We start from the raw sequence: 17,553 nt of genomic DNA on the forward strand, positions 1-17,553 counted from the left end.
TGTCACCGGCCGTTCGGCCCACCGCCTGCACGGGGCGACGGCCCGTATGGTGGGCGATCGCATGATTCACCTCTCCAGCCCCATCATCGGTCCCGAGGAACGGGACGCCGTCTTGCGTGTCATGGTTTCGGGGATGTTGGCCCAGGGCCCGGAGGTGGCGGCGTTCGAGGAGGAGTTCTCCGCCCATGTCGATGGCCGGCCGTGTGTGGCGGTCAGCGCGGGCACAACGGGTCTGCACCTGGGGATGTTGGCCTTGGGGATCGGGCCGGGGGACGAGGTGATCGTGCCGTCGTTCACGTTCGCGGGGACCGCGAACGCGGTGCGCTTGTGTGGCGCGGAACCGGTGTTCGTCGACATCGAGCCTGACCATTTCAACATCGACCCGGCGGCGGTGGCGGCGGCGATCACACCACGGACGGTTGCGGTTGTGCCGGTGCATCTGTACGGGCATCCGGCAGACATGACCGCCATCAACGCGTTGGCGGCTCGTCACGGGTTGTTGGTGGTGGAGGATGCGGCGCAGGCGCATCTGGCGTCGTGGCAGGGCACGCCGGTGGGGGCGTTGGGTGACGCGGCGATGTTCAGCTTCTATCCGACCAAGAACATGACCACGGGCGAGGGTGGGATGGTCGTGGTCAAGGACGAGGCGGTGGCTCGCCGGTTGCGGTTGTTGCGCAACCAGGGGATGGAGGCGCGGTACGCCAACGAGATCGTGGGGTTCAACGCCCGTCTGACGGATCTGGGTGGGGCGATCGGTCGGGCGCAGCTGCGCAAGGTGGAGGGGTGGACGGCGACCCGGAAGGCGAACGCCAAGACGCTTGACTCCAGGCTTTCTGGTGTGGTGACGCCGCCGGTGGCGGAGGGGGCGTCGCATGTCTATCACCAGTACACGGTGCGGTCGGCTGATCGTGACGGGCTGCTGGAGCACCTGCGCGGAGCGGGGATCGGTGCGGGGGTGTACTACCCCACACCGGTGCATCGGTTGCCGTCCTTCGGGTTGTCCCTGGACCTGCCGGAGACCGAACGGGCGGCCCGCGAGGTGTTGTCGTTGCCGGTGCGGCCGGACCTCACCGATGAGGAGCTCGAGCAGGTCGTGGCGGCGGTGAACAGCCATGGCTGAGGTGTTGCGGGCTGGTGTGGTCGGCATGGGGATGATGGGCCGCAACCACGTCCGGGTCCTGTCGGGGCTGGATGGGGTGGAGCTGGTCGGGATCGCCGATCCGCAGGGCGACCGGTTCGGCACGGCCGGCCGGGCGACGGTCCACACGTCACCGGAGGCGCTGGTTGAGGCGGGGGTGGACCTGTGTGTGGTGGCGGTGCCGACGGAGGATCACGAGCGGGTGGCGATGTTGCTGGCCGATGCGGGGGTGCACGTGCTGGTGGAGAAGCCGCTGGCCCACACCCTGGAGGCGGCCGAACGGGTCGCGGAGGCGTTCGAGGGGGCCGGGCTGGTGGGGGCGGTCGGTCACATCGAGCGGTTCAACCCGGCGTTGCGGGCGTTGCGTGAGCGGCTGGAGGCCGGCGAGTTGGGTGAGGTGTTCCAGATCGCCACGTCGCGGCAGGGGCCGTTCCCGGCGCGGATCAAGGACGTCGGGGTGGTCAAGGACCTGGCGACCCACGATGTGGACCTGACCGCCTTTGTGGGTGGGTCGCCGTTCGAGTCGATCTCGGCCCGGACCGCCCACAAGACGGGTCGGCCGCACGAGGACCTGGTGGCGGCGACGGGCATGCTCGTGGACGGCACGGTGACCAACCACATGGTCAACTGGTTGTCGCCGTACAAGGAACGGCGCACGGTGGTGCTGGGGGAGAAGGGCGCCTTCGTGGCCGACACCCTGACCGCGGACCTGACGTTTCATGCCAACGGCACCCAGGCCACCCAGTGGGACGCCATCGGGGCGTTCCGCGGTGTGGTGGAGGGTGACGTGACCCGCTACGCCATCGCCAAGCCCGAACCGCTGCGCACCGAGCTCGAGGCGTTCCGTGACGCCGTCCTCGGCGAAGCGTCGGGTGTGGTGACCATGGCCGAGGGCCTGGAGGCCGTCCGGGTTGCCGAGGCCGTCCTGGCGGCGGCCGCCAGCAAGCAGACCATCACCATCGAGAGGTAGCGAAGTCGTGGACGTCACCGTAGTCGGGCTGGGAAAGATCGGCCTTCCGCTGGCCGTGCAGATCGCCGGCAAGGGCCATCGTGTGCACGGGGCCGACATCAGCCAGGCGGTGGTGGACCTGGTCAACGCCGGCCGCGAGCCGTTCCCGGGCGAGACCGACCTGGACGTGCGGCTCAAGCAGGTCGTGGCCGACGGATCACTGACCGCGTCCACCGACACCATCGACTGCGTGTCGCGCAGCGAGGCGGTGATCGTGGTGGTGCCGCTGGTGGTCGATGCCGACATGGTCCCCGACTTCGCCGCCATGGACGCCGCCACCGCAGCCGTGGCCGCCGGGCTGCAGCCGGGCACGCTGGTGTGTTACGAGACGACCATCCCGCTGCACACCACCCGCCAGCGGCTGGTCCCGGCGCTGGCGTCGGGCAGCGGCCTGACGCCGGGGGAGGACCTGTTCGTCTGCCACAGCCCCGAGCGGGTCTACTCGGGCCGGATCTTCGCGGACCTGGCCCGCTACCCCAAGCTGGTCGGCGGCATCGACGAGGCCTCCACCCAGCGGGCGGTGGCGTTCTACGAGTCGATCCTGGACTTCGACGAGCGGCCCGAGCTGCCCCAGCCCAACGGGGTGTGGGACCTCGGCTCGGCCGAGGCCGCGGAGATGGCCAAGCTGGCGGAGACCACCTACCGCGACGTCAACATCGCCCTGGCCAACACCTTCGCGATCCAGGCCGACCGGATGGGCGTGGACGTCCACAAGGTCATCGCCGCCGCCAACAGCCAGCCCTACAGCCACATCCACACTCCCGGTGTGGCCGTCGGCGGGCACTGCATCCCCGTCTATCCGCGTCTGTACCTGGCCGGCCACCGCGACGCCGACCTGGTCACCACGGCACGGACCGCCAACGAGGCCATGCCCGCCCACACCGTCGGGCTGCTCAAGGAGGCGCTGGGTGACCTGCTCGGTCGTCGCATCGTGGTGCTCGGCGCCGCCTTCCGTGGCGGGGTGAAGGAGATCGCCTTCTCCGGTGTCTTCCCCGTCGTGGAGGAGCTCCGCAACCGCGGTGCCGTCCCCGTCGTGCACGACCCGCTGTACACCGACGACGAGCTCGCCGCGATGGGCTTCGACGCCTACCACCTGGGCGAACCCGCCGACGGCGCCCTGCTGCAAGCCGACCACCCCGAGTACCGCGACCTGACCCCCACCGACATCCCCGGCATCAAGGCCCTCGCCGACGGCCGCAACATCACCGACCCCACCCGCTGGACCGGCGTCGCCCGCGTCGTCGTCGGCGGCGGACGCGTCCAGCGCTGACCGCCCGGCCGCCCCACGACAGGTGATCAGGGGCGGCCGTCGCCTGCCTCGTAGGCGGCGGTGACCTCGTCGACGGGACCGTCCATGACCACCCGTCCGTCGTCGAGCCACACGACCCGGTCGCAGTTGTCGCGGACGTCACGCATCGTGTGGCTGACCAGCACCACCGCGCCCGCACGGTCGGCGATGGACTTCACCCGCTCGCGCCCCCGCCGGCGGAACTCGGCATCGCCCGTCGCCAGGGCCTCGTCGACCAGCAGGATCTCCGGCTCGACCACGGTGGCGATGGCGAACCCCAACCGCGCACGCATGCCGGAGGAGTAGGTGCGCATCGGTCGCCCAGCGGAGGCCGACACGCCCGCGTAGCCGAGGATCTCCGGTGCACGCCGCCGTGCCTCCTCGCGACGCATCCCCAGCGCCGTGCACCCCAGCAGCACGTTCTGGTAGCCGCTCAGGTCGCGGTTGAGGACGGCGCTGACCCCGAGCATGACGGGGTAGTCCGAGACCAGCACCCGCCCGCTCGTCGGCTGGCGGAGGCCGGCGATGATCGACATCAACGTCGACTTGCCGCTGCCGTTGCGGCCCACGATGCCCAGCCGCTGGCCCCGCGGGACCTCCAGCGACACACCCCGCAGCGCATCGATCCGTGACACCGGCCGTCCCCCCGGCAGCAGGCCGCCCAGCCGACGACCGGCGGTTCGGTCCTCGCGGACGCGGTACTGCATCACGATGTCCTCGACAACGACGGCCGGTGCCTCAGCCATCGGTGTAGCTCCGCTCGCGCCGACGGAACCAGACGAACCCCACGCCCAGGGTCAGGACCGCCCACCCGATCGCCCACAGCCAGGCAGCGCCGTCGATTGGGTCGCCGAGCAAGGGCTGGCGGTACAGCTGGAGCAACAGCCACACCGGGTTGGTCTCGAAGACCGCCATCGCCGTGGTCCCGGCCCGGCGAGCAACCAGCTCGGCCGGGTACAGCACCCCCGAGACGTACAGCAGCACGCGCAGCACGTGCGGTGCGACCTGCTGGAGGTCCCGCACCTGGAACGTCGCCCGCGACAGCAGCAGCGCGAGCCCCAGGTTGAAGGCCGTCTGCACGATCGTCGCCGGGACGATCAGCAGCCAGGCCGGGCTCGGCCCGACTCGCGTGACCGTCGCGATCAGGGCCATGACCAGCAGACCCGGCACATGGACCAGCAGCTCGCCGAGCACCGCCGCGATGGGCAGGGCCGCCCGGGGAAAGCTGACGGTCTGCATCAGGTCGCGGTTGCGGTGAACTGTTTGCAGCGACGCCATGACCGACCGCTGGGTGAACCGGTAGGCGAAGACCCCGACGACGAGGAACACCGGGAAGTTGTCCACGCCCCGCCGGGTGTCGAACAACACGCCGAACACCACGTAGTAGACGAGGGAGTACAGCAGCGGGTTGAGGAGCAGCCACAACCGACCCAGCCGGTGTGCGTCCAGCTGCCCACGCAACGACGCACCCGGAAGGGTCGTCACGAAGTCCCGCATCGCCCAGAGCCTCCTGACATAGGCCACGAGCGGCTCCGGGGCGTTGAGGTCGATCAGCCCCTGCCTCGCCGCGGCCTTCGTGTCGGTCACCCCGGCAGGGGGCACCGGAACGGGGCGGGCGGGCGTCGACATCGTCGACCAGCGTACGGGCGGGCAGCGGTCGGTTCGCCGGTAGCCTTGCCGGAATGGCAGCGCAGCAGCACACCCCCAGGCCCCGGCGGGTCGCCGTCTTCGGACAGGGCTACGTTGGGCTGTCGGTTGCCTGCGCCGCCGCCACGGCCGGCTACGACGTCGTCGGCATCGACACCGACGACGCACGGATCGCGAGCCTTGCCGAAGGTGACCTCGCCGTGCCCGGCGTCCGCGCCGACGAGTTCGACAGCGCCGTCGCCACCCGCAAGCTGTCCTTCACCACTGACGGCGCGCGCTGCAACGACGCCGACATCGTCCTGATCTGCGTGCCGACGCCGATCCTCGAACGCCTGCCCGACCTGTCCATGGTGGCCGCCGCCGGGCGGACCGTCGCCGAACACATGAAGCCGGGCGCGCTGGTGGTGCTGGAGTCGACCACCTACGCCGGCACCACCGAGGACCTGCTCGGCCCCATCCTCGAGGCCGGCCACCGACGGGCCGGCACCGACTTCCTCCTCGCCTTCGCCCCCGAACGCATCGACCCCGGCAACACCACCTTCGCGTTCCACCAGATCCCGCGTGTTGTCGGCGGCATCGACCAGGCGTCGACCGATGCCGCCGTGGCCTTCTACGCCGACCTCGTCGACCGGGTGCACCCCGTTTCCTCCACGAAGGCCGCCGAGCAGGCCAAGCTGCTGGAGAACACCTTCCGCATGGTCAACATCGCGATGGTCAACGAGTTCGCGATGCTCTGCGCCGACCAGGGCATCAACCCGTGGGAGGTCATCGAGGCGGCCGACACCAAGCCGTTCGGCTTCATGCCCTTCTATCCCGGTCCCGGCGTGGGCGGGCACTGCATCCCCATCGACCCGATCTACCTGACGTGGCAGTCACGCCGCGACGCCGGACGCCCCATTCGCCTGGTCGAGCTCGCCCAGGACATCAACGCCGAGATGCCCGGCTGGGTCATCGACCGCATCGCCGAGGCGCTCAACGACCAGGCCAAGGCCGTCCGTGGCTCGACCGTCCTCACCATCGGCGTCACCTACAAGCCCGACGTGGGCGACCTGCGCGAGTCCGCTGCCCTGCAGGTCCTCCACGGGCTGGCCCGCCGAGGTGCCGACATCAGCTATCACGATCCACACGTACCGACCCTCACCGTCGGCGACCACGAGCTGGAGTCCGTCGAGCTGACCGACGAGGCCATCGCCGCCGTCGACCTCGTGGCCGTCCTCACCCCGCACCGTGCCGTCGACCTCGACCGCGTCGTGGCCAACGCCGGGCTGGTCTTCGACGCCCGCAACGCCACGGGCGGCGGCCCCAACGTCGTGGTGCTGTAGCCCGTGCGTGTACTGGTCACGGGGGGCGCTGGCTTCATCGGCGCGAACCTCGTCCGCACCCTGCTGGGCCGCGGCCACGAGTGCGCGGTCCTCGACAGCTTCGCCACTGGCAACCCCACATGGCTGGTGGACCTGTCCGTCGCGGTGCACGAGGGCGACGTCAGGCAGGCCGAGCTGGTGGACCGGTTGGCTGCCGGTGCCGACGCGATCGTGCACCTCGGGGCGGTCACCGGCGTGCCGCCCTCGCTGCGCGACCCCCTCACCGCGCACCAGGTCAACGTCGGCGGCACCGTCAACGTGCTGCAGGCAGCTCGTGCCCACGGCGGCCACGTCCTGCTGGCCGGGTCGGCTGCTGTCTACGGTCCGACCCCACCGCTGCCCACGAGCGAGGACTGCCCGCCCAATCCGATCAGCCCGTACGCCGCCACCAAGCTGGCCGCCGAGCAGTACGCCCTCGCCTGGTCGGCCTCCTACGGCATCGACGTGCTGCCGCTGCGGTTCTTCAACGTCTACGGGCCCCTCCAGACCTCCACACAGGCCTACGCCGCCGTCGTTCCGGCGTTCGTCGAGGCGGCGCTCGACGGCAGGCCGCTGCCCATCCACGGCGACGGGGGTCAGACCCGTGACTTCGTCCACGTGGACACCGTCACCGACGTCCTCGCCACGGCTGTCGAGGGCCGGCTCGTCAGCCGGGTCCCCGTCAACCTCGCCCTCGGCGAGAGCCATTCGCTGCTGGACGTCGCCGACACGCTCGCCGACGTCCTCGGCCGGCCGCTGGAACGAACGCACCTGCCGCCGCGGGAGGGTGACGTCCGGCACTCACGAGCCGATCAGACCCGCCTCCGCGCACTCGTCCAGGAGGTCCGGCCCGTCGGCCTGCGCGACGGGCTGGCCTCGACGGTGGAGTGGGCCAGCACCCGGCGACGGCGCTGACCCCCACGATCGGCGGCGTCAGTCCTCGGAGGCGTAGCGCGGCATATGGAAGTCGCTGACCCGGTCGAGCTCGGCCAGGTCGTCGGCGGGCAGGCCCTTGTCGAGGCCGGTCAGCGTGCCCTTCAGCTGTGACGGACGGTTCGCGCCGACGATGGGGGCGGTCACGAACGACTTGGACTGCTGCCACGCGATCGCCGCGGTCGCCGGGGAGATGTCGTTGCGTTCGGCGACCTCGACCAGCGTCTCGATGATGTCCCAGGTGCCGTCGGTGACCTTCTGCTCGGCGTTCTCCTCGGCACGGACGCTGTCGGGCAGATCCTCGCCACGGCGGTACTTGCCGGTCAGCAGCCCACCGGCCAGCGGGCTGTAGGGCACCACCCCGATGCCGTAGCGCTCGCACATAGGCGCCAGCTCGCGCTCGACGTCACCACGGTTGGGCGACAGCAGGTTGTACTCGGGCTGCAGGCTGACGTACCGCTCCAGTCCGTGGCGATCCGCGGCCCAGAGCGCCTCCACGATCCGCCAGGCCGAATGGTTGGAGCAGCCGATGTAGCGCACCTTGCCCTGGCGCACCAGGTCGGTGAACGCCCCCAGGGTCTCCTCGATCGGGACCAGCGGGTCGATCCAGTGGGCCTGGTACAGGTCGATGTGGTCGACCTGCAGGCGACGCAGGCTGTCCTCGCACGCCTGCTGGATCCACTGGCGCGACAGCCCCTCGCGCTGGTGCACCGTCGAACGGCCCTCGGAGAAGTTGACGCCCATCGCCCCGCGGACCTTCGTGGCGACGACGATCCGGTCGCGGTTGCCCCGGGCCTTCATCCACCGGCCGATGATCTCCTCCGACACCCCACCGGGCTGCTCGGGGCCACCCATCCGGCCGGCCCAGGCGCTGTAGATGTCAGCGGTGTCGACGAACGTGCCGCCCATCTCGACGAAGGTGTCCATCACCTCGACCGATCCGGCCTCGTCGACCGACCAGCCGAACTGCATCGTCCCCAGTCCGACCGACGACACGAACAGGCCCGACCGACCCAGCTGCACTTGCTCCATGGTTGCCTCCCTGACGCGGACCGTCCGTCGGGTCCGACCTCGCCGTTGACGCTACCCCGCACCATCGGCCGGCCAACCCACGTCCAAGGACCACACGTCCCGGGTGGGACTGCGAGGACAGGCGGCGTTGACCTCCTCGTCAACTAGCATTCGCACCCGAGTCCCGCCTTCCTGGAGGAATCCTGTGCGTCGCGTTCCCGTAGTCCTGGTCCTGGCCCTGCTGGCCACGTTGGCCGCCGTGCCCCCTGCCAGCGCAGTTGGTGACGTGTCGGACACCCTCAACATCCAGCTGCCTGCCGGTGCCAACGATGCGGCCCGGCTGGCGCTGCGGCTGTCCCGCGCGACCTTCCCCGACGACGGCGCCGACCGGGTGCTGATCGCCACCGACGCCCAGTTCGCCGACGCGTTGACCTCCGGCACCCTGCAGGGCGACGACACCCCGCTGCTGCTGACCCCCGCCGACGACGTCCGCGCCGACGTGGTCACCGAGATCAACCGTCTCGGCGCGACCGAGGTCGTCCTGCTGGGTGGCGTCAACGCCCTCGACGAGACCGTGGAGGACGAGCTGTCCGACGCCGGCCTCGACGTCGAACGGGTCGCCGGCCCCACCCGCATCGAGACCGCGATCGAGGTCGCCAAGCTGGCACCCGAGTCGAGCACCGCCATCGTCTCCCGTGCGTTCCCCAGCGGCGAGGACGCCTCCCAGGCCTTCGCCGACTCCCTCGCGGCCGGTGCGTGGGCCGCCGCCACCGGCTGGCCGTCGCTGCTGACCAGCACCGACGTGCTGCCCGAGACGATCCGTCAGGCCCTCGCCGACTCCGACATCGAGCGGGTCATGCTGCTCGGCGGTACCGCGGCGGTCAGCCCGGCCGTGGAGGAGGAGCTGGAGTCCCTCGGCGTCGACGTCGTCCGTGTCGCCGGGGCCACCCGGTTCGACACCGCCGTCGAGGTCGCCGAGCAGCGCGGGTTCGACAGCGCGGCCGACGCCGAACGCATCATCCTCGTCGAGGGCCAGGCCCCCGACGCCTGGGCTGCAGGCTTCGCCGCCGCCGCCCACAGCGCCGCGTTCGACGCGCCGGTCCTGCTGGCCAACGGCCCCACCCTGCCGCCGGCCACCGAAGCCTTCCTGCGGGCCAACGCCAGCGCCGACGGCTTCGCCGTCGACGTCGAGGAGATCACCGAGCCGGTGCTGGTCTGCGCCGCCGCCCCGGCTGCCTGCGACCTCGCCCGCGAGGCCCTGGGGCTGCCCACCGAGGCCACCCTCGAGCTGGACGAACCCGAGGACGGCGTGCCCTCCCGCAGCACCCTCACCGGGTTCCTCGAGCTGTTCGGCGCCGACGCCGACGTCGTCGTGTTCGGCCCCTGCGTCACCGACGGCCTCGTGATCGTCGGCGACGACGGCACCTTCGGCCTGGACGTGCAGGCCAGCGAGGGCGTCTGCCCGCTGGAGTTCGAGATCCGCTTCGGCAACGGCACCCTCCAGAGGGTCAGCCGCACGATCCTCGTCGGCCCCGCCGAGCCGCTGACCGGCCCGGTCGTGGACACCGAGACCGGTGGCGACGCCTACACCATCGTCCCGGCCGACGCCGACGCGCCCGTCGTCGTGCGCTACTCGGCCGCCGATGACTTCGTCGTCGACGGCGAACCCGCCACCATCGGCGCGTTCGAGGCGTCCGTCACCGTCGCCGACATGGCGACGTTCCGGGCCGACAACGCCACCGGCACCGTGCAGGAGCTGGTCAACGTCGACCCGGGCAGCATCACCGAGGGCATCGTCGGCAACATCGACCAGTCCGCCGACACCATGGCGATCGTAGAGCCGGTCACCGGTGTGGCCCTGCGTCCCGACATCGTCCTGCCGGCGGAGGCCGCCCTGGTCGTCGACGGTGACGAGGTCGACCAGGAGGCCTTCGACGCCAACATCAACGAAGGCGACCAGATCGTCCTGACCGCCACCGGGGCGACCCTCACCAACCGAACCGTCATCGGTACCGTCAGCCAGCTGGACCTCGACGCGGTGTCGGGCATCATCCGCCTCGCCATCGGTGGACTGGGCGATGACCACGCCAACGCCGAGGACGACCTGTACCGGCTGCTGGAGAGCGACGAGCAGGCTCGGTACACCGTCGACGGCTCCACCGCGGACTTCGACACCGCCGTCGCGGCCCTGTCGCTCGGTGACACGGCCAGCTACCGACGGGCCGACGGGATCGTCCGCCTGACCGTGGCCAACCGTGCGGTCGCCCCCGTCGAGGGACTGGTCACCGAGACCTACGACCCCGACGGGTCGCCCGTGGCCCCCGAACCCAGCGACGGTGGCGAGCTGACCGTCCTGACCGACCTCGGTCGGGTCGCCCTGTCCTACTCTGCCGACGCGGTGTTCCGCCTCGACGGCGCCATCGCCACCGAAGCGGAGTTCGAGGCGGCCCGCACCCCCGGCGACGCCATCGTCTACCAGGCGCCCGACGCTGCGACGGAGACCCCCGAGTCGTTGTCGCTGGAGACCGGTGACCTGATCGGCGACCTCGCCGACATCACCGAGGGCGACAACACCTTCGACGTGGTGACCCTCGCCGGCGTCGTCTACGACGACCTCGACTACACCGCCGCGATCTTCGGCGGCGAGTCGACCTTCGAGGCCGACGGGACCGACATCACCCTGCGGGAGTTCGAGGACCTGCTCGGCCTGATCGACGACGGTGAGGAGCAGGCGACGGTCATCGTCCGCCCGTTCGGCGCCAACACGCTGCACCGCCTGACCTTCATCGACGGCTAACCCCGGCCACCCGTCGGGGCTGGCCGTCGGGGCTGGCCTTCGTCGGAGCTGGCCGTCGGGACTGGCCGGGCCGTCGTCGCGCCGTCCAGCCCGTCGTCGCGCCGACCAGCCCTCGCCCGGACCGGCCAACCCCCGCAGGTGTGTCGTCGAAACGGCCACCCACCGTGGTTCGCCGACACACGTGACGGCCCGGCCGGCCAACCCCGGGCAGGTGTGTCGTCGAAACGGCCACCAGTCGGGGCAGCCTCAAGACTTCGTTGCAACACGACACTTCGAGGTGGAGGCGGTAGGTCATGGTGATGTCGAGGGCCAAGGGTGAGAAGCGGTGGCTGCGGTTGCCTGATGAGGTGCGGGCGGAGGTGATCCGTCGGGCACGAGCCGGTCAGGGCCGCCGGCAGATCCTTGAGGAGGTCGACATCTCCGTTGGCAGCTTCCTCAACGTGCTCAAGCCGTTCGGTGGGGTGTTGCGGGCAGAGCTTGCGACTGATCCCTCACCGCACCGGTTGTCGCTTGATGATCGGGTGGAGATCCGGTTGGGGATCGGTCGGGGCGAGACCTATCAGGCCATCGCCGATCGGGTCGGCCGGCACAAGTCCTCGGTGTGGCGCGAGGTGGACCGCAACGGTGGCCGTGAGGCCTACCGGCCGATGCTTGCCCACAAGCGTGCCCACGAGCAGGCACGGCGGGCCAAGCCGACCAAGCTCGCCAGCTGCGCGGAGCTGGCCGGCCTCGTCGAGCACGGCCTGCGCAGACTGTGGTCGCCCCAGCAGATCGCTGCAGATCTCAAGGAGCGGTTCGGCGACGATGAGTCGATGACGGTGTCACACGAGACGATCTACAAGTCGTTGTACGTCCAGGGGCGGGGCGAGCTGCGACGCGAGCTGACGTCGTGCCTGCGGACCGGTCGGGCCAAGCGGGTCCCCTCCGGTCGATCTCCCCGGCCACGCATGCACGACATGGTGATGATCAGCGAGCGGCCCGCGGAGGTGGAGGACCGTGCCGTTCCCGGTCACTGGGAGGGCGACCTGATCATCGGCAAGGACGGCAAGTCCGCGGTGGGCACCCTGGTGGAGCGCTCCACCCGCTACGTGATGCTGATGCACCTCGATGGCGACCGGACCGCCGCGACGGTGCGCGAGGCCATGACCACCGCGATCACCGGGCTGCCCGAGCACCTGCGGCGGTCAATCACCTGGGACCAGGGCATCGAGATGGCCGAGCACGTCCAGTTCACCATCGACACCGACGTGCCCGTCTACTTCTGCGACCCCCACTCGCCCTGGCAACGCGGTTCCAACGAGAACACCAACGGGTTGCTGCGCCAGTACATGCCCAAGGGCACCGACCTGTCAGTCCACACCCCAGCGGACCTCAACGACTTCGCCGAGAGCCTCAACACCCGCCCCCGACAAACCCTCGGCTGGAAGACCCCAGCCGCCCAACTCGCCCAACTTGTTGCACCCACCGGTTGACAACAAGCGGGGTTGGGCGACACACCCGGGGTCGGCCTCCCGCCACGAGGCTGACGGGGGTACTCAGCTGGAGGGATCTCCGGCCGATCGGGAACCTGCGACATGCGAAGCGACCTCGGCCTGCACACGATCGGTCAGCGCCTTGCCGGCCTGGCCGACGTCGGCGTGTCCCCACGCACACGGGCCGCGCAGACCGCACCCACCGCCACCGCGTTCGCCGACGCCCTCCAGGCCGAGCTCGACGCCGTGGCACCGGGCCGGGTCGGGACCACGACCGCCGGGACGGGGTTCGACCAGCTCGGGGCCGCACTGCCCGCCACTGCAGCGCCGTCGTGGCTGGACACCGCAGGGCAACGACCGGTGGCGCTGGGCCAGGGAGCCCGGCTGACCGGGACCGACTCGGTGATCGTGCCGAGCGCCGGTGCCACGAGCGTCGAGGAGCTCCTCGGACTGGGCACCTCGGGAACGCAGGCCACCGACCACAGGGCCCACGCCGACCACGTCGACCACGTCCACGAACCCGTCCAGCTGGACCGCAGCGGACCACCCGCCGAGCTGCAGGCCTACGGCAACGGCAGGATCCCCGCCGACGCCCTCGCCCCCGTCGGGGTGGGCGATCACCGCCTGTGGGCGCCAGCCGCCCATGGCTTCCAGGACCTCGTCGCCGCCGCCGAGGCCGAGGGCATCACCATCGGCGTCAACTCCAGCTACCGCTCCTACGAGGGCCAGGTGGACATGGTCGAACGCTACGGCCTGTACAGCCAAGGCGGACGCGCCGCCCAGCCGGGCACGTCCAACCACGGCTGGGGCGTCGCGATCGACCTGCAGCTCGACGACCGCGCCCAGGCCTGGATGCGCGACAACGCCGAACGGTACGGGTTCGTCGAGGACGTCCCCCGCGAACCGTGGCACTGGACCTACTACGGGTCCTGACCGCCCACAGGTCGCCGTGGGGTCAGGAGTCCTGACCGCCCACGATCGCTGACCACCTGTCGAGGAGCGGCTGCAGGTCCAGCTTGTCCACGATCCCGGCACCGATGGCCTCCGCCTCGGCAGTGACCGAGTCGTCGACGTGGGCGGTCATCAGGAACAGCGACGGGGCCCGGTCGGCAGCGGCGGCCCGTCGCAGCAAGTCCACCCCCGAGGTCCCGGCGTCCAGTCGTCGGTCGGCAACGACCATCGCCAGCGACGCTCCGCCCTCCAGCATCTGCAGGGCCTCCGCGAACGTGCCTGCCTGCTCGACGGCGCCGCCCAGGTCACTCAGCTGGAGCACCGCCAGCATGCGCATGGCGTCGTCGTCGTCGACGACCAGGCACACCGGGTCTTCGACGACCGCACGAGCAGGGGAGATCTCCACGGGGCCCTTCCACAGGGGTCCAACGGTCTGGCGACCGGAACTCTATAGGGTGGTCGCCGATGGGTGGCCAGTGGTCGACGCAGCTGCGGCGGGCGGCACCGGCGCTGCCGGTCGCCGTCGCCGTCCTGGTGTTCTGGCGGGCCTCCATCGACGTGTTCAACACCACCAAGGCCACCGCGGTCGTCGTCGGCGTCCTCCTGCTGCTGATCGGCGGATGCCTCGGTGCGGTCGCCACCGGCCGCACGACGATGCCGACCGGCCGCTGGGTCGCAGCCGGTGCGGGGTTCGTGGCGGCGTTGTCCCTGGCCGTGGTGACCGGGGCGGACGTCACAAGACAGCTGGTCGGCGCTCCCGGTCGGCACGGTGGCTGGGTGCTGTACGTCGCCTGTGTGATCCTCGCGGTCATCGCCGGACGGCCTGACCGCGACACCCGCCGGGGGATCGTGCTGGTGCTGGTCGCCACGGCAGTGCCGGTCGCCACGTACGCGCTGCTGCAGTCCGTCGATGCCGACCCGTTGCCGTGGACGACCGTCGAGGGCGGCGCACCGGTGTTCTCCACCTTCGGCAACGTCGACTTCGCGTCGGCATGGCTCGGGATCGTCGGGGTCCTCGCGGCCGGCATGGCCCTGTCGTCCTCGCGGTCCGCTGGCCTGCGACGCCTGGGGGCGGCTGCTGTCGTGCTGTGCGTCGTCGGGGCGTTCGCGACGGGAAGCCTGCAGGGACCGGTTGTGCTGCTGCTGGGCGCCAGCGTGCTGGGCCTGCGGACGTGGCACCCCGATCGGCGCACCGGCATCCTCGCGATTGGCCTGGCCACCGTCGTCGGCGTGGGCCTGCTGGCCGGCCCTGCCTCGGCGGTGCTGGACGGGGCGATGCGCAGCGTGGAGACCCGGGTGCCCAAGTGGCAGGCAGCGCTGGACATCGCCGCGGATGCACCCATCACCGGACGTGGGCTGGACACCTACGGGGACTGGTTCTTCGCCGCGAGGGCGCCGGAAGTGGCCGAGGAGGAGGGGCTGCGTCGCAGCGTCGACAACGCCCACAACCTGCCCCTGCACCTGCTGACCGGCGGCGGTGTGGTGCTGGTGGTGGCGTGGCTGGCCTTCGTCGTGGTGCTGCCCGCGACCGGGGTGGCCCGGCGACGGACCGACGTGTGGGCCGACCCCGAGGACCTGGCCGTCGTGCTGGCCTGGGGCGGCTACCTGGTGCAGGCGATGGTGTCGATCGACGTGCCGCCACTCGCAGCCACCGGGTTCCTGCTGACCGGGCTGGTCGCCGGCATCGGTGGGCTGGTGGGGGAGCGGGAGGTCACCGTCGCGGGGCCCCGCCCGGTCGGCGCGGTCGGCGTGGCCGCCGTGCTGCTGGTGGTGGCGGTGGTGCCGGCCCTGCGGCCGTGGCGGGCCGACCTGGTCGGCTGGGACGCCGCTGTCGCCCGTGCCGCCGTCGAGATCCCCCTGGCCGAGGCAGCGGTCGCCCGCGCATCGACCATCGCCCCGTGGGACGACCGCCCGCACGCTGCACAGGGTGGCTGGCTGACCGGCCTGGGGTTGCTGGAGGAGGCGCTCGACCACCAGCAGGAGGCGCTGGCGCGCGCACCCCGAGACCTGGGACACGCGCTCAACGTCGCCCGTCTGCTCGAGGCCCTCGACCGGCGCGACGAGGCAGCCGAGGCCTACGCGCTGGTGCTCGAGATCGACCCGCACACCCCGGCCGTCCGCGACGAGGTCGCCGACTTCCGGGCCGAGCGTCCTTCCTCCGGCGGCGCGTCGGCCCCCGGGGTGTCCGCGCCGTCACGGCCCGAAGGTGCCGGCGCCACCACCGGTGGTACCAGCATCGGCCCGCCGCCCGACCGCTGACCGGGGCCTGGGATCAACGTTCCCGCGAACCGGACGGTGCGTCGGTGTCGTGATGGTCCAGCGGGGTCGATCCGTCGTGGGCGTGCAGCTGCTCGTGCACGGTGATCAGCTGGTCGGCGATCGGCGGGGCGTGGCTGGCCAGGATGTCGAGGCCGGCCAGGTGACGGGTCACCGGCCCGTCGGCGCGGTCGAACGCACGTGATCGGCGGATGACCTCGGCGGCCTCGGTGTCGATGCGGGCGTGCTGGGCCAGGTGTTCGTCCCAGTCGGCGACCACCATGAACTCGGTGATGCGGTAGGGCCGGTCGGCGTCCCGGTACAGCGACCAACGATGGGCGCCGGTTCGCAGACGGGTGCGTCGCAGCTCGCGCATGTGGTCCATGAACGTCTCGACGTCGTCGGGGTCGACCTCCCAGGTCGTGGCCACCAACACGGGGGTGCCGGCCACCTGCGTGGCATGCCGGGGCATCTGCCAGTTGTCGGCGATGACCGGCTCGTCGATCTCGCCCAGCACGGGCAGCTCCAGTCGCGACGCGAACAGCCCCAGCGCGACCGTTCCGACCGACAGGATGGCGACGGCCATTCCGGCGCCCGTCACCTCGGCGATCGCACCCGACAGCACCGCCCCGAAGGGCTGCAGGCCGATGGCGAGCAGGTACAGGCTGACGACACGTCCGCGGACCCACCGGGGGGCGAGGGTCTGGATCGACGCGTTGAGCGTGATCAGCGTCCACACCCACATCACACCGCTGACGGCCATGGCCAACCCGGCGATCCACGGGCCCGGCGCCAGGCCGAAGGCGATACCGCCCAGCCCGAACGCCGCGATGGCACCCGGCAGCATGTGACGGCCCAGCCGGACCCGTGCCGCCTCGCGTCCGGCGACCCCGGCCAACGCACCCAGCCCGAGCGCGCCGTACAGCAGCCCGAAGCCGGTCGCCCCGACCGCCAGGTCATCGGACGCAACGACGGGCAGCAGGGTCTGCACGCTGCTGGCGGTCAGCATGAACACGCCGGCGATGACGATCAGTCGGCGGATCGGCCGGGTGAACCGCACGTAGCGCATGCCGAGCGCCGCCGAGCGGAACAAGTGTCGTTGTGCGTCCTCGGCAGGCTGGCGCGGGAAGCTCAGCAGCACGCCGACGACCAGCACGAACGTGGCGGCGTTGATCCCGAACGACGCGGCGGTCAGGCCGGCGCTGACCAGCAGGCCACCGATTGACGGGCCGACGGCGCGGGCCACGTTGAACGCCGCGGAGTTCAGGGTGATCGCCTGCGCCCGCATGTTGGCCGGCACCAGGTCGGGCACCAGCGTCTGCTGGGCCGGCAGGGTGATCGCCGAGCCGACCCCCAGGAGGAACGTCCAGGCCAGCAACCACTCGGCCGTGATCGTGCCCGACGTCACCATGATCGCCATGGCGCCCGTCGAGACGGCACCCACCAGGTTGCCGGTGATCATCAGGTTGCGACGGTCCAGCGCGTCGGCCAGCGCCCCCGCCGGGATCGTCAGCAGCAGGCGGGGCAACGACAGCGCCGCGGTGACCAGGCTGACCATCAGCGGTGACCCGGTCAGCTCGTTCATCAACCACGGGCCCGCGGTCAGCTGCAGGAACGTCCCGACGTTGCTGACCACGGCGGCACCCCACACCTTCCGGTAGCCGGAAACGGCCAGCGGCGCGTAGGTGCCCACGGGTTCACTCACCCGGCG

At 71.2% G+C, this 17,553-nt stretch carries 14 protein-coding genes; 9 read left to right on the top strand and 5 right to left on the bottom strand.

What is annotated here, in order from left to right:
• The first annotated feature begins 61 nt into the window (after window positions 1-61).
• Genes DVS28_RS08515 through DVS28_RS08525 form a run of 3 tightly spaced genes read left to right on the top strand, consistent with a single transcriptional unit; the run spans window position 62 to window position 3,417 of the window.
• Window positions 62-1,120, top strand: coding sequence for a DegT/DnrJ/EryC1/StrS family aminotransferase (locus DVS28_RS08515; protein WP_114594066.1), 1,059 nt, complete (start codon window positions 62-64; stop codon window positions 1,118-1,120).
• Complete coding sequence (locus DVS28_RS08520) at window positions 1,113-2,108, top strand: Gfo/Idh/MocA family protein (RefSeq protein WP_114591078.1); 996 nt, start codon at window positions 1,113-1,115, stop codon at window positions 2,106-2,108. The genes DVS28_RS08515 and DVS28_RS08520 overlap by 8 nt, the downstream gene beginning before the upstream one ends.
• A gap of 7 nt (window positions 2,109-2,115) precedes the next feature.
• Complete coding sequence (locus DVS28_RS08525) at window positions 2,116-3,417, top strand: nucleotide sugar dehydrogenase (protein WP_114591079.1); 1,302 nt, start codon at window positions 2,116-2,118, stop codon at window positions 3,415-3,417.
• Between the two features lie 26 nt (window positions 3,418-3,443).
• Here DVS28_RS08525 and DVS28_RS08530 read toward each other — a convergent pair whose 3' ends face one another.
• Window positions 3,444-4,181: an ABC transporter ATP-binding protein gene (locus DVS28_RS08530; RefSeq protein WP_114591080.1), complete on the bottom strand. Its 738-nt coding sequence runs from the start codon at window positions 4,179-4,181 to the stop codon at window positions 3,444-3,446.
• The gene (locus DVS28_RS08535) at window positions 4,174-5,064 is read right to left on the bottom strand and encodes an ABC transporter permease (RefSeq protein WP_114591081.1); all 891 of its coding nucleotides are present in this window, start codon (window positions 5,062-5,064) and stop codon (window positions 4,174-4,176) included. Before DVS28_RS08535 ends, DVS28_RS08530 begins: the two co-directional genes overlap by 8 nt.
• Window positions 5,065-5,117: 53 nt before the next feature.
• Here DVS28_RS08535 and DVS28_RS08540 point away from each other — a divergent pair, with 53 nt between their 5' ends.
• Together DVS28_RS08540 and DVS28_RS08545 are read left to right on the top strand one after the other, a co-directional pair.
• Window positions 5,118-6,404 carry a nucleotide sugar dehydrogenase gene (locus DVS28_RS08540; RefSeq protein ID WP_114591082.1) on the top strand — a complete coding sequence of 429 codons (1,287 nt, stop codon included), beginning with the start codon at window positions 5,118-5,120 and terminating at the stop codon, window positions 6,402-6,404.
• Between the two features lie 3 nt (window positions 6,405-6,407).
• Window positions 6,408-7,337: an NAD-dependent epimerase/dehydratase family protein gene (locus tag DVS28_RS08545; protein WP_114591083.1), complete on the top strand. Its 930-nt coding sequence runs from the start codon at window positions 6,408-6,410 to the stop codon at window positions 7,335-7,337.
• A gap of 18 nt (window positions 7,338-7,355) precedes the next feature.
• Here the strand turns inward: DVS28_RS08545 and DVS28_RS08550 are convergent, their stop codons facing one another.
• Window positions 7,356-8,387: an aldo/keto reductase gene (locus tag DVS28_RS08550; RefSeq protein WP_114591084.1), complete on the bottom strand. Its 1,032-nt coding sequence runs from the start codon at window positions 8,385-8,387 to the stop codon at window positions 7,356-7,358.
• A gap of 184 nt (window positions 8,388-8,571) precedes the next feature.
• Here DVS28_RS08550 and DVS28_RS08555 point away from each other — a divergent pair, with 184 nt between their 5' ends.
• The 3 genes from DVS28_RS08555 to DVS28_RS08565 all read left to right on the top strand — a co-directional run bounded on the left by DVS28_RS08555 (window position 8,572) and on the right by DVS28_RS08565 (window position 13,568).
• Window positions 8,572-11,163, top strand: a complete 2,592-nt coding sequence (locus tag DVS28_RS08555) for a cell wall-binding repeat-containing protein (protein ID WP_164710202.1) — start codon at window positions 8,572-8,574, stop codon at window positions 11,161-11,163.
• Between the two features lie 293 nt (window positions 11,164-11,456).
• Window positions 11,457-12,635, top strand: coding sequence for an IS30 family transposase (locus DVS28_RS08560; protein WP_216826488.1), 1,179 nt, complete (start codon window positions 11,457-11,459; stop codon window positions 12,633-12,635).
• Between the two features lie 102 nt (window positions 12,636-12,737).
• Complete coding sequence (locus DVS28_RS08565) at window positions 12,738-13,568, top strand: M15 family metallopeptidase (protein ID WP_114591086.1); 831 nt, start codon at window positions 12,738-12,740, stop codon at window positions 13,566-13,568.
• Window positions 13,569-13,590: 22 nt separating this feature from the next.
• On the opposite strand, the gene DVS28_RS08570 is transcribed toward DVS28_RS08565, so the two are convergent.
• A complete protein-coding gene (locus DVS28_RS08570) occupies window positions 13,591-13,992 on the bottom strand; it encodes a response regulator (RefSeq protein WP_114591087.1) in 402 nt (133 codons plus the stop codon).
• A 59-nt stretch (window positions 13,993-14,051) separates the two neighbouring features.
• Between DVS28_RS08570 and DVS28_RS08575 the strand changes: the two genes are divergently transcribed.
• Window positions 14,052-15,845, top strand: a complete 1,794-nt coding sequence (locus tag DVS28_RS08575) for an O-antigen ligase family protein (protein WP_114591088.1) — start codon at window positions 14,052-14,054, stop codon at window positions 15,843-15,845.
• A 13-nt stretch (window positions 15,846-15,858) separates the two neighbouring features.
• Here the strand turns inward: DVS28_RS08575 and DVS28_RS08580 are convergent, their stop codons facing one another.
• Window positions 15,859-17,547 carry an MFS transporter gene (locus DVS28_RS08580; RefSeq protein WP_164710204.1) on the bottom strand — a complete coding sequence of 563 codons (1,689 nt, stop codon included), beginning with the start codon at window positions 17,545-17,547 and terminating at the stop codon, window positions 15,859-15,861.
• Window positions 17,548-17,553 lie beyond the last annotated feature (6 nt).

The sequence above is a fragment of the Euzebya pacifica genome (assembly GCF_003344865.1).
In the GTDB taxonomy this organism is placed as follows: Bacteria; Actinomycetota; Nitriliruptoria; order Euzebyales; family Euzebyaceae; genus Euzebya; species Euzebya pacifica.